Source organism: Secundilactobacillus sp. MJ173 (assembly GCF_059704265.1).
The window spans coordinates 1-14572 of sequence record NZ_BAAKGN010000034.1 but is presented as its reverse complement, the minus strand read 5'-3'; the positions used below and the strand labels follow the sequence as shown (position 1 = coordinate 14572).

General features: G+C 45.0%; 14 protein-coding genes. 12 read left to right on the top strand and 2 right to left on the bottom strand.

Going from position 1 to position 14572, the window contains the following annotated elements:
- Positions 1-177 precede the first annotated feature (177 nt).
- From AC6H04_RS05075 to AC6H04_RS05050, 6 genes are all read left to right on the top strand, one after another.
- Positions 178-813, top strand: a complete 636-nt coding sequence (locus AC6H04_RS05075; protein ID WP_497570651.1) for a VTT domain-containing protein — start codon at positions 178-180, stop codon at positions 811-813.
- Entirely contained in the window at positions 803-1459 is a 657-nt protein-coding gene (locus AC6H04_RS05070; protein ID WP_497570650.1) for a phosphatase PAP2 family protein, read from the top strand. Before AC6H04_RS05075 ends, AC6H04_RS05070 begins: the two co-directional genes overlap by 11 nt.
- Positions 1456-2412 carry a glycosyltransferase family 2 protein gene (locus AC6H04_RS05065; RefSeq protein WP_497570649.1) on the top strand — a complete coding sequence of 319 codons (957 nt, stop codon included), beginning with the start codon at positions 1456-1458 and terminating at the stop codon, positions 2410-2412. Before AC6H04_RS05070 ends, AC6H04_RS05065 begins: the two co-directional genes overlap by 4 nt.
- 9 nt (positions 2413-2421) lie before the next feature.
- A complete protein-coding gene (locus AC6H04_RS05060; protein ID WP_497570648.1) occupies positions 2422-2730 on the top strand; it encodes a hypothetical protein in 309 nt (102 codons plus the stop codon).
- Positions 2731-2818: 88 nt separating this feature from the next.
- Positions 2819-3199, top strand: a complete 381-nt coding sequence (locus AC6H04_RS05055; protein WP_497570647.1) for a GtrA family protein — start codon at positions 2819-2821, stop codon at positions 3197-3199.
- A gap of 19 nt (positions 3200-3218) precedes the next feature.
- Positions 3219-3623 carry a GtrA family protein gene (locus tag AC6H04_RS05050; RefSeq protein WP_497570646.1) on the top strand — a complete coding sequence of 135 codons (405 nt, stop codon included), beginning with the start codon at positions 3219-3221 and terminating at the stop codon, positions 3621-3623.
- A gap of 83 nt (positions 3624-3706) precedes the next feature.
- Here the strand turns inward: AC6H04_RS05050 and AC6H04_RS05045 are convergent, their stop codons facing one another.
- Positions 3707-5350, bottom strand: coding sequence for an amino acid permease (locus AC6H04_RS05045; RefSeq protein WP_497570645.1), 1644 nt, complete (start codon positions 5348-5350; stop codon positions 3707-3709).
- A gap of 275 nt (positions 5351-5625) precedes the next feature.
- Here AC6H04_RS05045 and AC6H04_RS05040 point away from each other — a divergent pair, with 275 nt between their 5' ends.
- From AC6H04_RS05040 to AC6H04_RS05025, 4 genes are all read left to right on the top strand, one after another.
- Positions 5626-7041 (top strand): ethanolamine ammonia-lyase reactivating factor EutA, encoded by a 1416-nt coding sequence (locus AC6H04_RS05040; RefSeq protein ID WP_497570644.1) that lies wholly within the window; start codon positions 5626-5628, stop codon positions 7039-7041.
- A gap of 13 nt (positions 7042-7054) precedes the next feature.
- Positions 7055-8431: an ethanolamine ammonia-lyase subunit EutB gene (locus AC6H04_RS05035; protein WP_497570643.1), complete on the top strand. Its 1377-nt coding sequence runs from the start codon at positions 7055-7057 to the stop codon at positions 8429-8431.
- Between the two features lies 1 nt (position 8432).
- The gene (gene eutC, locus AC6H04_RS05030; RefSeq protein ID WP_497570642.1) at positions 8433-9251 is read left to right on the top strand and encodes an ethanolamine ammonia-lyase subunit EutC; all 819 of its coding nucleotides are present in this window, start codon (positions 8433-8435) and stop codon (positions 9249-9251) included.
- A 75-nt stretch (positions 9252-9326) separates the two neighbouring features.
- Entirely contained in the window at positions 9327-9992 is a 666-nt protein-coding gene (locus tag AC6H04_RS05025) for a hypothetical protein (protein ID WP_497570641.1), read from the top strand.
- Positions 9993-10372: 380 nt separating this feature from the next.
- On the opposite strand, the gene AC6H04_RS05020 is transcribed toward AC6H04_RS05025, so the two are convergent.
- Positions 10373-12751, bottom strand: a complete 2379-nt coding sequence (locus tag AC6H04_RS05020) for a phosphoketolase family protein (RefSeq protein WP_497570640.1) — start codon at positions 12749-12751, stop codon at positions 10373-10375.
- Positions 12752-13189: 438 nt separating this feature from the next.
- Here AC6H04_RS05020 and AC6H04_RS05015 point away from each other — a divergent pair, with 438 nt between their 5' ends.
- Positions 13190-14044, top strand: a complete 855-nt coding sequence (locus AC6H04_RS05015; RefSeq protein WP_497570639.1) for an NAD(P)H-binding protein — start codon at positions 13190-13192, stop codon at positions 14042-14044.
- A gap of 76 nt (positions 14045-14120) precedes the next feature.
- Positions 14121-14561, top strand: coding sequence for an Rrf2 family transcriptional regulator (locus tag AC6H04_RS05010; RefSeq protein ID WP_497570638.1), 441 nt, complete (start codon positions 14121-14123; stop codon positions 14559-14561).
- The last annotated feature ends 11 nt before the right edge of the window (positions 14562-14572 follow it).

Sequence of the window (14572 nt, the reverse complement as noted above, 5' to 3'; positions counted from 1 at the left end):
TTAGGGGAATTCTGAATTTTCTTCAGACAACAAGCCTAATATACCGGTATCTTACACCGTTAAACTAAAAAACATTGAGTTTTAATTGAGTTTTTATAGGTGGGTAGCCTCGCTACTTTCGACTATTCTAAGGACATTATCAACCGACGAAAGTCTGGATAAGAAGGGGGACCTATGATGTCCATATTAATACTTACCAGTTTATTACCTCACCTGATCAGCCAATTCGGCAGTCTCGTCTACGTTGGCCTATTTGCTTTGATTTTCATTGAAACCGGCGTTGTTATTCTGCCGTTCCTGCCAGGAGATTCCATCTTGTTCCTGTGCGGGTCACTAGCAGCAATGAGCACGCATTCACTAAATATCAGCGTGCTCATCTTAGCACTTGGCATCGCAGCAATCCTCGGCGATTCATTAAACTTTGAACTTGGCAAACACTTTGGAACGAAACTTTTCCAAAATAAAAAACTCAGTCGCTTCGTTAAACCAGAATACTTAACACGCTCCGAAAAATTCTTCAATAAACACGGTAAATCAGCCATTTTCCTTGGTCGCTTTATTCCGATTATTCGAACCTTTACCCCGTTCACCGCGGGAATGAGTAACATGCATCATCGCGACTTTCTGATCTATAACGTTTTAGGTGCATTGGCATGGGTCCTAGTCACCCTTGGTTCCGGCTTCTTACTCGGTAACAACGTCATCGTAAAAGCGCACTTTGAGCTCATCATGCTTGCTGTTGTCGGTATTTCAATGCTGCCAGCTGCCATATCAGTTCTGCGGCATCGTGGAGGTGCAGCAAATGCCAGCTAGACAAAAGAAGGTGGCTGGGATTGGATTGCTGATGACCTTCGCCTACCTTGCCTATTGCGTTGTGACCCATGCGGTCTGGTTGCAAAAATTCGATTCCACTACCGCAACATTATTAGCAGGAATCGTGACCCCAGCGAATTCAATCGTTTTTAAAGCCATTGCATTCCTAGGCAGTCCGGCAACGGTAATCGGCATCACTTGCATCCTCTGTCTCTGGCTTTGGGTTAGACACAGCGCAATCTTGAGTCTTTGGATCGGCGGTCTCCAACTGTTTGGTTCCGCCATCGCTGAAGCTGTCAAAAAAATCGTTGCTAGGCCTCGACCACTACACCAGTTAATTCCCGATACGGGGTTTAGTTTCCCAAGTGGCCATACCTTTTGCACCGCCATCTTCGTTTTTACGGTACTGATGCTGATTCTGCCAACGATTAAGAAGCGTCAATGCCGCATCGTAGCAGTTATAGCAGGCGTCATCTGGATTATTTTTGTCGCAACCTCCCGCGTTTACTTCCGGGATCACTTCGCTTCTGACGTGTTCGGCAGCATCCTGCTAGCATCAGGTTACTGGCTGTTAATCACGCCCTACGAAGCTCAAATCAAAAATTTAATCGGTAAATGTTTACCGGAAAGGATTCAATCATTATGAACACTCAAAAACTAACTATCGTGATTCCAGCCTATAACGAAGAAGAAATACTCGTCAATTCAGTTCATCGCCTGATTGACATTGAAGATCAAATCGCCGAAAAAGAGGCGCAAGGCCTTCAAGGCATTCGTGCCGATATCTTGATTGTGGATGACGGCTCTAAAGATCGCACTTGGGAACTGGTTGAACAGTTGCATCAGGAAAACTCCCGTGTTAAAGGACTCCGGTTTTCCCGTAATTTTGGCCATCAATCGGCCTTAATTGCCGGCTTAAAGGAAGCCGTTAAAACTGCTGATATGCTAGTTACCATCGACGCTGATCTTCAAGACGATCCAGATAAAATTCCAGCAATGGTTGACTTATATGCTGGCGGTAACGATATTGTCTACGGCGTCCGCAACAATCGTGACTCTGATTCCTGGTTCAAACGAACAACGGCTCAAGGTTACTACCGAACGTTACGGATGTTAGGCGTTGAACTGGTGCCAAACCACGCTGACTTCCGTTTGATGTCCAAACGTGCTGTCCAAACTCTTTTAGACTACCCTGAACGTAACCTGTTCATCCGTGGCATCATTCCCAAACTAGGCTTTAAAACCGGACGTGTTGAATACAAACGAACACCCCGGATGGCCGGCGAATCAAAATACCCGCTTAAAAAGATGATTGCCTTCGCCTGGGATGGTATTACGAGCCTCACCATCGCGCCCGTACGTTTGATTTTGATTCTCGGAACAGTCGCTTGCCTCTTGGCAATGGGCATGGTTGCGTACGCTGTTATTTTAAAGATTTTAGGTCTGACTGTTCATGGCTGGTCTTCCCTCATGGTTTCAATGTGGTTCATGGGCGGCGTTCAGCTGATCAGTTTAGGCGTCATTGGTGAATACATTGGCAAACTAACGACGGAAGTAAAGGGTCGTCCAAGATACACGATTCAAACCATCTTAGAGTAGGTGAAAATAATGACTCGCAAGGTCTTTCCAACTTTATTATCAGCTATGTTAATTGGCTGTTTAGCGATTGGTACCCTTGCCAATTTAACTGATTACACTGGCATTGCGGTGCTCATCGTAGCCGGCCTGATCTGTATGAGTACCCAGTTACTTGCTAATCGAATCAATACAATAAAATTTACCCATTTCCGTCTCGTAATTGGTATTGGCGCTATGTTAGCATCTTTAGTCACTCGCAGTTTAAAACCATCGTCGTGGCTGCACAGCGCGCAGTCAGCCAGTCGACGTGGTGCAAACCTACCACTATCAATTAGCTGATCACCCGGTCGTCGTTAACGGGCAAGCTAATCAAAACGCTTCCTTAGTTTATACTTTCCGACTACACCTCTAAAAGGAGTTACTTTTAATGGACAAAACTGTCAAAATAGCCTGCATCAAGCATAGTGAATCGTTCCGTTACCTCGTTGTTGGCGGTGGAACCACCTTAATCAACATCGTCTTCCTCTTCGGTTTGACTCACATTGCTGTCCCGTGGGCTTTGGCAAATCTGCTTGCGTGGTTCGCAAGTGTTCTATTCGCCTTTATCGCCAATAAGATTGTTTTTGTCGATGCTGCAATGGCTGCTCCTAAAGTCGTGGTTAAGGAAGGTCTGCGTTTCTTCGCACTTCGTGGTGCCTCACTGCTGGTTAATACCGCCATTATGTTTACCACGGGGATGACCCTCATGCACGGATCGCACGTAGCTGTGGGTTCTACAAATAACTTAAAATCCGTTAACATTGCCTGATTAAAAAGGAGCTGCAAATTTGGATAAAACCATCAAAATTCTCTACACTAAATACGGTGAGGCCTTCCGTTACCTCGTTGTAGGCGGACTCACCACCCTGATCAACATCGTCATCTTTTTTAGCTTGACGCACATCACCATCCCTTGGTTCTGGGCAAACATGGTCGCTTGGTTCTTAAGTGTCTTATTCGCCTTTGTCGCCAACAAGAAGGTCGTCTTCGGTTCAACTGACATGACACCCAGCGTTGTTTTCAAAGAGGGTATGAGCTTCTTCGTGCTTCGGGGCGCTTCATTGCTTGCTGATACCGCCATCTTATTCGTGGGACTCACCCTCATGCACGGTTCACCGATCATTGTCAAAATTGTTGATCAAGTCGTCGTCATTGGCTTGAATTATGTCTTTAGCAAGCATATTTTCTCCTGATGTTTTAGCAGTAATATGGCATATTTCGTTAAATTAAAATGGATCCGGATTCTAATATTCCGGGTCCATTTTTTGATATCATTTTACTTTCGGCTATGATCCACTACTGGTCTTTTCAGCTGAATAGCTTCCACCGTTGGCCGCTTGACAATGTGATGCGTCAACCGGTTGCTCAGCTTCTCGTAAGAGCCTAGTTTAGGCCCCACGAAATGACGGCGTGCTGACAAGACATAGTCAATCATCAATACCACGATGACCACAAACATAATCTTACCCGTGGCATAATGTAACATCACGTGAGCCGTTAACTGAATGTCCGTTGGGGATAAGATCATCAAACCAATCAAGAAGATGACCCACAAACAAGCAATAATGCTAACGGGAACACTCCACTTGCCCAAGTGCCATGGACCGTTATCATCAGCTGTCCAAACGCCTCGGAACTGTGCCCGTAACTTCAGCGCAATCGGAACAAAGTAGGAACTGTATAACCCAATAACACTCATGGTGCCAATTACCGCGTAAATACCATCAGAGATGCCGGCAAGAAACGCGATGACTGCAATCACCCAAATGGCAACGGCTGGTGTATGGAATTTAGTGGAAATTCGCTTCAAATACCGTGAAAATGGTAACCCGTTGTCACGACTAAACGCGTAAACCATCCGTGATGACGACGTAATAGATGAACAGCCGCAGAACCACATTGCAATGGTCACCAGCCACAACAGTACACCACTGAAACGACTCCCAACAGCCTGCTGAATGGCAACAATAAAGGCGTTATTACCCGCTGCAGCAACCGCTGCTGGATTCTTAATGGATAAGGTCACTAATGCTAACAACACGAAACCGAAAATTCCTGAAATAGCAACGGATAGGAAGACGCCCCATGGTGCCTGAACGCGAGGATTCAGCGTTTCTTCACTGGTATGCGCAGAGGCATCGTAACCCGTCAACGTCCATTGAGCCTGCAGTAAACCAATCAAGAAGGCACCCCAGTAAGGCATTGATGACGACGTCTGGGTTGAAAATGTACTAAATAAATAACTGACGTGATGTGCAGGACCGGCAACCATCAAAACACCGATAATCAGCAGAACACCAACCACGTGATAAATGGCAGAAAGTGAATTTAACTTTGAAACTAAATCGATACCGAAATGGTTCAGCAGCGCGTGGCTCGTTAAGATAACGGCGTAAGTGATCAAAAATTGCAATTTACTAGGATGCGCCATTAATAAGTTAGAAGCAAACGTTGCACAGCCATAATCGATGCCAGCAACAATCGTCACTTGGCCGATAATGTTCAACCAACCGGTAAACCAGCCCCACGTTGGGCCACCCAGAATAGCTGCCCAGTGATAAATGGCACCGGATGTCGGCACTGCTGAGGTCAGTTCAGCCATTGCCGCAGCTACAAATAAGACGAAAAACGTTACCAGCGGCCAGCCAATTCCCATGATTGCAGGGCCGCCTTGACTGAACCCGTAGCCGTAATAAGAAACAGCACCAGTTAAAATCGAAATAATTGAAAACGAAACGGCAAAGTTAGAAAAACCGCCCATATCGCGAATCAGTTCTTGCTTATAGCCAAATGATTTGGCTGTTGATTTTACTTGTTCATGATTAAGCTGCCATTGCCGAACAGAATGTGCCGCATTGACACCAATGAAACCCATCATGACTAATGTTAATCCAAGTATTGCGATACCTAAAAAACTCATCTAACCACGTTCCTCTCTATCTGCCATTGGGATATCGAAACTACATGTTAGATTATATAACATTAAATATAATTTTCAACGCATTTTCACAAATTTTCCTAATTTATTTTTAATTTTACATACTCGTGTTATAAATACCGACAAATCAGCATTACATAGTGATGTAAGCAAGAAAAAGAACCTTTTTATCCCATTTAAAAATTAAAAAACGATTGCAATCAAATTTATCAATGTTATTATTTATAACATGGAAGTCAAAAAAAGAAGGTGACAGCATGGGTGAAAAGCTTCGAACAGTTGGCATCGACATTGGGACATCAACGACTTCGTTGATTATCGCGGAGCTGACGATTACCGATGTTTCAGCCGGCTTTTCGCTACCGCAATTAGCGATTAGCCATAAACGCATCATCTATAGAAGCCCAGTAATTTTCACACCGTTACTGAGCGAAACTAAGATTGATGCCGTTCAGCTTAAGCAATTTGTCACTTCTCAGTATCATCGCGCTCATGTTACAAAGAGTAGCTTTAAACTGGGAGCGATTATTATGACTGGCGAAACAGCTCGGAAATCAAACGCCGATCGGGTCCTTCACGCGCTCAGTGAATACGCTGGTGACTTTGTTTGCGCAACGGCCGGCCCCGGTTTAGAAAGTATGATTGCTGGTAAGAGTGCGGCCCATTCCCTACTAGTACAACCTGACCCACAGCCGGTGATTAATTTCGATATTGGTGGCGGAACAACCAACTTGGCTTACTTCGTCAATGGCGACTGTCAAGACACCGCCTGTTTCGATATTGGGGGCCGATTGATCCGACTCGATCATGACAGCAACGTGATCACTTATATCGCACCGAAGCTGCAACAATTAATTACTCAGTTGGGCCTACCGATTCAGTTAGGTGCCGTTACCAGCGTGTCACAGTTACAACCATTAATCGACGCCATGGTAGCTCTGTTAGAAAATACGATTGGTCTTGGCGATCCCGTTGCCTATTTCAATCAATTTGTAACGGACAAATCGCTTCAACCGGTACCGTCAACAGTTCGCTTAACCTTTTCTGGCGGAGTCGCTGATTGCTTAGTAGATCAATTGCCAGCCGACCCTTTCCGTTACAGCGATATCGGCCTTCTTCTGGGACACGCTTTAAAACAGTCGTTGCTCTTTAAAGAAAGGCTCGTGTGTCCCGCAGATGAAACCATTCAGGCTACTGTCATTGGCGCCGGTTCACAATCAATGATGCTCAGTGGCAGTACCATCAACTATGATCGTTCAATCTTACCGCTGAGGAACCTACCCGTTGTTAAAGTGACCCAGTCGCTAAAGGCCTATCCACCGGAGACAGTGATCGCAAATATTCAGCAACAATTATCCCTGTTTGAACAATCAGTTATCGCCCTAGCGTTAGGTCCCGTCACCGCAACTTTTGAAGGTCTTCAACAATGGGTGGCGGTTATCCTTAAAAGTATGAACGCTTCTATTAAAGACCGACAGCCACTTATCATCGTCACGCAGGAAAACGTCGCTCAAGCCTTAGGTAATAGTCTTAGAAGCCAGCTGCCTCCAAATTATCCGGTAGTCGTACTGGACCAAATTAGCACATCATCCGGTGACTATCTCGATGTTGGTCTCCCCGTTGCCGGTGGTGATGCTGTCCCCGTCATCGTTAAAACACTGATCTTCAGTTGAAAGGAGTTTTTTTATGCATTTAAAAGTCACGTTATCTGGCGTCCACTACCAGTTCCAATCTGTTAAAGAGGTCATGGCCAAGGCCAACGAAGAGAAGTCCGGCGATACTTTAGCAGGAATCGCCGCTAAAAATACCGCCGAACGGGTGGCCGCTAAAATCGTTTTGTCACAGGTCACATTGGCTGATATTTACGAGCATCCCGCTGTGGACTACGATCATGATGAAGTTACCCGGATGATCATTGACGACCTGGACGATGATGTCTTTAGTCAAATCAAAAACTGGACCCTCGAACAACTAAGAGAGTGGCTGCTGGAGCCCCAAACAACTAATCAGATGATCCACTACATTTCTAAGGGATTGACTTCGGAAATGATTGCCGGTGTCTGCAAATTAATGACTAATATGGACCTCATTACCGCCGCTAAAAAAATCACCAACGAAAAAACGGCCAACACTACCATTGGCCGTCCCGGAACCTTCTCTTCTCGATTACAACCCAACCACCCTGCCGATGACGTGAGCGGAATTATGGCCTCCGTCATGGAAGGGCTGAGTATGGGAATCGGTGATGCCGTTATTGGTCTCAATCCCGTAAATGATACCGTTGATAACGTCACTCAGATTCTTAAAGCGTTCGATCAATTCTGTACGACTTGGCAGGTGCCTACCCAGACATGTGTGCTAGCTCACGTCACTACCCAGATGAAAGCAATCGAGCAAGGCGCCCCAGCCGGACTGATTTTTCAATCAATCGCCGGTTCCGAAAAAGCCAATACTGCATTTGGTATCAATGGGCACCTTATTGAGGAGGCTAATCAACTCGGCCACCAACGCCTACATAACAGTGGCCCCAACGTCATGTACTTCGAAACAGGTCAGGGATCAGAACTCTCTTCAGACGCCAACTTTGATGCTGACCAAGTCACGATGGAAGCACGCTGCTACGGTTTTGCCCGCCACTATGACCCCTTCATCGTCAACACAGTCGTTGGCTTTATCGGTCCAGAATATTTATATGATGCGAAGCAGGTCACCCGTGCCGGACTGGAAGATCACTTTATGGGCAAACTCAGCGGGCTAGCCATGGGCTGTGATGTTTGCTATACCAACCATATGCAGGCGGATCAAAACGACATTGAAAACTTGGCGGTTCTACTGGCCACTGCTGGCTGCACCTACATTATGGGTGTTCCCCAAGCTGACGATATCATGCTGAACTATCAGTCTACGGGCTATCAAGAAACCGCCACGATTCGCCAACTACTCAATCTACGGCCAATACCTGAGTTTGACAGTTGGCTGGAAAAAATGGGGATTAGCCATAACGGACAGTTAACTCGCAAAGCTGGCGATGCGTCACTATTCTTGACCAAGGAGGCTTTTTAAAATGAAACTAATCGCACCTCACATAGAAGCTTTACCCGTTGACGAAACCGGCAGCATCACCGATTTACGTGCTATTGATCAGCAAAAGGAGCTAACGGTTAAAGAACCTGTCAACGCTGAAGGTTATTTGGCGATGAAGGAAAAGACAACCGCCCGCTTAGGACTGGGAAGAATCGGCACACGCTACACGACTCGATCCGTTCTACGATTACGTGCGGATCACGCGGCTGCTAAGGATGCCGTTTGGACTGATGTCAGTACCGCATTTATTCAAAAAATGGGCTGGTTAGCCCTCCAGTCAACTTGCAAAACTGAAACGGAATATCTAACTCGTCCTGATCACGGTCGAATCATCGCGCCGACGGAACTTGATAAGCTTACACCGTTCTTTCCAACGCCACCCCGTGTTTTATTAGCCGTTGGTGATGGTCTCAGTTCTTCCGCCATCGAAGCCAACGCAGCCGAAGTGATTCCGGCCATTAAACAGGGCTTGGCTTTATCACAAATTCAAATTGGCACCATCCCCTTCATCCGGTTCGCACGTGTCGCCGTTGAAGATTATTTAGGTGAAGCCACTCATGCCGATGTTGTTTGTCTATTAATTGGTGAACGCCCCGGATTAGCAACTGCCAAATCAATGAGTGCCTACATTGCCTACCGACCAACTATTGGTATGCCTGAAGCACGCCGAACTGTAATCTCTAACATTCATCCAAATGGCGTACCTGCTGTGGAAGCTGGCGCCTACATTGCTAGTGTGATTAAGAAAATGCTGACTAAACAAGCGTCTGGGATTGCATTAACAAATACCGCCAAATAGATTTAATTAATCCCACTTCAAACACTAGTCCCCCCCCATTTTTGTAGTATGATAAGGACAAAGGGGGGATTTCACATGAAATTCAGCAAAATGTTTGGACTCACCGTAGCAACACTGTTAGCAGCTGTGGGAGTAGGACTGTCAACGCAAGCCAGCGCTGCTACTAGTAAACCTTTTTACGCAACGACGACTCGACAGGTCAAATCGGGAAAGGTGACCTTGCCAGCCAATACACGTGTATCCGTCTGGTATACATCAACTAAAAATCACAAACAATATGCTTCGATTGATTTAACGCCAATGAGTTATCGTATTCGTCACTCGACTAAGGCAACTTCAATCACGATTCCATACAGTCATCATTTAAAAAAATTGAAAAGTAATTCTCCGGCCCCATTATCTTTAGGAAAAGGGTTCAAGTACGCCTCTAATACGTGGACTAAGACACCTAAATTAAACTTCACTGCCGATAATTACGTTGAATACTTCGCTAGTGGTAATCTCAATCAGAAACCAACTTCTTCAACCAAGATTACAAAAACAAGGCAAAAAGGCAATGTGACTTACTACTATGCCAAGAAGAACATGCTAAAATTACCTGATAAACGCATCAGTAAAAAGGGTAACTACCAGTATCGCTTAACCGTTCGGAAAAACAAGGTTGTTTCAGGCGACCTATCAATCAGTTACTCGGTTGGTAGCAGCAAGAACTACTTTTATACACCGACACTAAAAGCTTAATCTTTAAATTATAGGCCTTAGCTAACATCCAATCAGATGCTGACTAAGGCCTTTTTAAATGATATATGAGCGTTTGCGACAGCAACCAACCAGCTACGTTGGCTAATCGTGCCAGAGTAAATGCAGTGAAGTGAAACTAGGCAGATCGTGGTATCGAAAGCAGTTAGCTTCCGTTCTTTGGAAGGTTACTGCTTTGCGCAGGCGGAGGAGATCCGCCCTGAGCGAAGCGAAGTGCTAGCTCCGGAGCAAGCCACGACGAGCTGCCTGGTTTCACGCAACGAAATGACCCCTTAGCCAATCCCCTCCCTAATCGATTCCACAAAAAAGCACTCCGAGAACTAAATCTCGAAGTGCTTTTAAAATGCTTTTAAGCAATTAAATTACTTAAGTGGCGTCCACTTCCAGTTCGTGACTTCTGGCATATCAGTACCATTTTCACGAATGTAAGCAGTGTGCTTAGCCACCATGTCATCCATATGCTGTTCGAAGGAAGCACCTTTGACAGCATATTCTGGCATGCTCAACAAAGCATCCTTTGCCAAGTGGTAACGGTCAAGTTCGTTCAAGACACGCATATCAAATGGTGTGGTAATATCACCGTTCTCACGGTAACCATGAACACGAAGGTTGTGGTTGTGACGATCGAAGAACATGTCACGTACCAAGTCTTCGTAACCATGGAAGGCGAAGATGACTGGCTTGTCAGTAGTGAAGTAACGGTCGAATTCTTCGTCGCTCAAACCACGAGGGTCCTTCTTTGGTGAACGAAGTCTCAACAGATCAACAACGTTAATGACACGCATCTTCAATTCAGGGAATGCTTCATGCAACAATGAAACGGCTGCGAAGACTTCCCAAGTTGGTTCACTACCAGCAGCAGCGAAGACAACGTCAGGTTCTTGACCCTGATCAGTTGAAGCCCAGTCGATGTAACCTAAACCATTGTGAACCAAGTTAGTGGCTTCATCGATTGAGAACCATTGTGGACGTGGGTGCTTTGAAGTAACCAGCAAGTTGATCGTCTGATAGCTGCGGAATGCAACATCAGCAACAGCAAGCAATGTGTTAGCGTCACCTGGCAAGTATTCACGAATCAACTCAGGCTTCTTTTCGTACAAGTGAGTTAACATACCTGGGTCTTGGTGAGTGTAACCATTGTGGTCTTGCTGGAAGACAGTTGAAGTATCCACGAAGTTCAATGAAGGATACTGCTTACGCCATGATTGTTCTGAAGCTTTACGCAACCACTTCATGTGTTGGGTCAACATTGAGTCGACGACACGACCAAATGATTCGTAAGTTGCGAAGAAGCCGTGACGACCAGTCAAAACATAACCTTCCAACCAGCCTTCAGCTTGGTGTTCGGAAAGTTGTGAGTCGATGACACGACCTTGAGGAGCCATGTTTTCATCGTTAGGTTCTTTAACAGCTTCTTCCCATTGACGCTTACCAGTATCGAGCATTGAGTACAGACGGTTAGACTTAGATTCGTCAGGACCAAATGCACGGAAGTTGTCAGGGTTCATCTTCATAGTGTCAGCAACCCAGTCAGACCAAACGATCATGTCTTGGGCAGTAACAGCACCTGGAGTGGTGACCTTAACAGCGTACTTCTTGTAGTCAGGCAACTTCAATGGTTCTGGCTTGATCCCACCATTAGTGATAGGGTTCATCGCCATCCGTTGTTCACCCTTAGGCGCCATATCGCGAACAGATTCCTTGATGGTGCCATCTTCGTTAAAGAAGTCTTCTGGTTTGTATGACTTCAACCACTTAACTAATTGGTCGGCATGTTCCATTGCGCCTGCAGCAATTGGTAGCGGAACTTGGTGAGCACGGAATGAACCTTCAACGGGATTACCATCGAAGTCTTCCTTAGGACCAGTCCAGCCTTTTGGTGAACGGAAGATGATCATTGGCCAGTTAGGTAATGAATTGTCATTGTTTTCGCGGGCATTCTTTTGAATAGCCTTGATCTTTTCAATAGCTTTGTCCATAGCCTTAGCCATGTCTTCATGAACAGGCTTGTGATCGTCTGGGTTCTTAACTTCAACGAACTCTGGATCCCAGCCCATCCCTTTGAAGTAGCTAGTCAAGTCTTCATCACTCATCCGTGAAAGGATAGTTGGGTTAGAAATCTTGAAGCCGTTCATGTTAATAATTGGTAAAACAGCACCATCTTTAATTGGGTTGATGAATTTGTCTGAGAACCATGATGTTGCTAATGGACCAGTTTCAGATTCACCATCACCAATTTCAACAGCGGCAATTACGTCTGGGTTATCTAAGATTGCACCAGTACCGTGTGAAAGTGAGTAACCAAGTTCGCCACCTTCGTGGATTGAGCCTGGTGTTTCAGGGGCAGCATGTGAGGCAACGCCACCTGGAAATGAGAATTGCTTGAATAACTTCTTAAGACCTTTTTCGTCTTGAGAAATGTTAGGGTAGATTTCTGAATAACTGCCATCAAGATATGAGTTAGAAACCATAACTTGACCACCATGCCCTGAACCTTCAATGTAGAACATATTCAAATCATACTTCTTGATGACCCGATTTAAATGTGCGTAAATAAAGTTCTGAGAAACAATCGTCCCCCAGTGACCAATCGGCTTAATTTTAACATCGTCTGAAGTCAAGTCGCGGTTCAATAATGGGTTGTCCCGTAAGAAAAGCTGACCAACAGACAAATAGTTGGCTGCACGCCAGTACGTGTCAACGCCTTCCAAATATTGTTCGGAATCGTAATCTTCTGCCATTAGAGTAACACTCCTTTGATTGATTAAAGATAACTGCACGACGTAATCAATGCAGTTGAAATGGTGTGTTAATTACCAGGTACGAATTGTATCGATAATTTACACCCACTATGATAGTCCCATTTACATAAAAGTCAACCGCTTTGAAAATTGATGCGGTCCAATCTATTAACGTCACCGAGTTAACCCATAGAATTGCTAGTAAGCCTATTAATACTAGGCTTATTCACCCTCATCGATAACTTTCATTAATCTTAAAAAGATGAAAGTTTAGTAAAAAAATTCTTTTTTACGGCTTAATTAGGGATCAAAGGATACAACTTTTCCCCTAATTTCAAACACTGTAACAATCAATTTATTTGACAGTAAATTCGTCTGGTGTTACATTATAAACAACAAGTTACTTTTAAAGTAACACCAAAAGGAGAAATTAATCTTATGACAACTTACGCAGTCACAGGCGTTACTGGAAAATTTGGCAAACGGGCACTCGCCACGTTAGCACAACTCGTACCAGATGCACACATCGTGGGGTTAGCAAGAAACACTGATAAGGCTTCAGGAATGGTTCCAGCCGGCGTTGAGGTTCGGTCGGGCGACTATACCGATAAGGCTGGCTTAGTCCAAGCGTTAACCGGCGTTGATAAATTACTTTTTGTTTCTTCCGTTCCTGGTGCTGACACACCGCGCCAAACGCAGCATCAAAATGTCATCGATGCCGCTAAGGAAGCTGGCGTTGGCTATATTGCTTATACCAGTTATCCGCAACTCGAAACGGCCAAATCACCTCTAAGTGAAGACCATAAATACACCGAAAAAGCTATTTTAGCTGCCGGTCTTAGCCACAGTTTCTTACGTAATAATTGGTACTTAGAAAACGAATTAAGTACTATTCAAGGTGCTTTAAAAGGCCAACCATTCGGTTACATTGAAGGTAATGGTCATGTTGGCTGGGCCGCTGAAATCGATTATGCGGACGCCGCGGCCAAAGTGTTGACCCTTGATGATCCAAAAGAAGTTTACGAATTTGCGGGTGCCCCATTATTGTATGCTGATTTAGCTGCCATCGTAAAAGGCGTCAGTGACGTTCCATTTGACGTTCAAGCTGAGAGTGATGTTGCGTTTAAACAAAACCTGATCAACCACGGACTAGATGCTGGTACTGCTGCAGCAATCACATCAATGCAGACCTTCATTAGCAACGGGGATTTAGATGAACAGACTAGCGATTTAACCGATGTCCTGGGCCGTCCACTAACCGATTTGGCCGATGTCATTAAATCATACAAGTAAGCGTGCGATAAAAGTGCTTGTATTGCGCCACTAAATCGCTATAGAATAGAACCACTATTTAATCGAGGTTATTAATATGAAATATTCTCATAAGTTAAGCGATGCAGTGCACGTACTGGCCTTCATCGATATTTTTCAAAATGACGGGGATTTATCCAGCAATGGTATTGCTGGCAGCATTAACTCAAATCCCAGTTTGGTGCGGCGGTTGATGTCAGCTTTAGTGAAAGCCGGCCTACTCGTCAGTCGCCCCGGTATTGCAGCACCATCGTTAGCAAGACCAACTTCTGAAATCTCGTTACTAGATGTTTATAACGCGGTTGAAGACGATCATAACTTGCTGCATGTAGATGAGAACACCAATGTCGATTGTCCAGTTGGCGCCAATATTCAAGGTGCCTTAACTGATGCATACGACAAGGTTCAAGCACAAGCTGAACAGAGCATGGCAGCAATTACGTTGGATCAAATCGTTGACGATATTCAGCTGCGGCGATTAAAAGCATCCAACAGATAATCAAAAAGAGG

Excerpts from the sequence above, each read along its gene's own strand:
- AC6H04_RS05075 (WP_497570651.1), top strand. The coding sequence starts at position 178 with ATGTCCATATTAATACTTACCAGTTTATTACCTCACCTGATCAGCCAA.
- AC6H04_RS05070 (WP_497570650.1), top strand. The coding sequence starts at position 803 with ATGCCAGCTAGACAAAAGAAGGTGGCTGGGATTGGATTGCTGATGACC.
- AC6H04_RS05065 (WP_497570649.1), top strand. The coding sequence starts at position 1,456 with ATGAACACTCAAAAACTAACTATCGTGATTCCAGCCTATAACGAAGAA.
- AC6H04_RS05060 (WP_497570648.1), top strand. The coding sequence starts at position 2,422 with ATGACTCGCAAGGTCTTTCCAACTTTATTATCAGCTATGTTAATTGGC.
- AC6H04_RS05055 (WP_497570647.1), top strand. The coding sequence starts at position 2,819 with ATGGACAAAACTGTCAAAATAGCCTGCATCAAGCATAGTGAATCGTTC.
- AC6H04_RS05045 (WP_497570645.1), bottom strand. The coding sequence starts at position 5,350 with ATGAGTTTTTTAGGTATCGCAATACTTGGATTAACATTAGTCATGATG.
- AC6H04_RS05040 (WP_497570644.1), top strand. The coding sequence starts at position 5,626 with ATGGGTGAAAAGCTTCGAACAGTTGGCATCGACATTGGGACATCAACG.
- AC6H04_RS05035 (WP_497570643.1), top strand. The coding sequence starts at position 7,055 with ATGCATTTAAAAGTCACGTTATCTGGCGTCCACTACCAGTTCCAATCT.
- eutC (WP_497570642.1), top strand. The coding sequence starts at position 8,433 with ATGAAACTAATCGCACCTCACATAGAAGCTTTACCCGTTGACGAAACC.
- AC6H04_RS05025 (WP_497570641.1), top strand. The coding sequence starts at position 9,327 with ATGAAATTCAGCAAAATGTTTGGACTCACCGTAGCAACACTGTTAGCA.
- AC6H04_RS05020 (WP_497570640.1), bottom strand. The coding sequence starts at position 12,751 with ATGGCAGAAGATTACGATTCCGAACAATATTTGGAAGGCGTTGACACG.
- AC6H04_RS05015 (WP_497570639.1), top strand. The coding sequence starts at position 13,190 with ATGACAACTTACGCAGTCACAGGCGTTACTGGAAAATTTGGCAAACGG.
- AC6H04_RS05010 (WP_497570638.1), top strand. The coding sequence starts at position 14,121 with ATGAAATATTCTCATAAGTTAAGCGATGCAGTGCACGTACTGGCCTTC.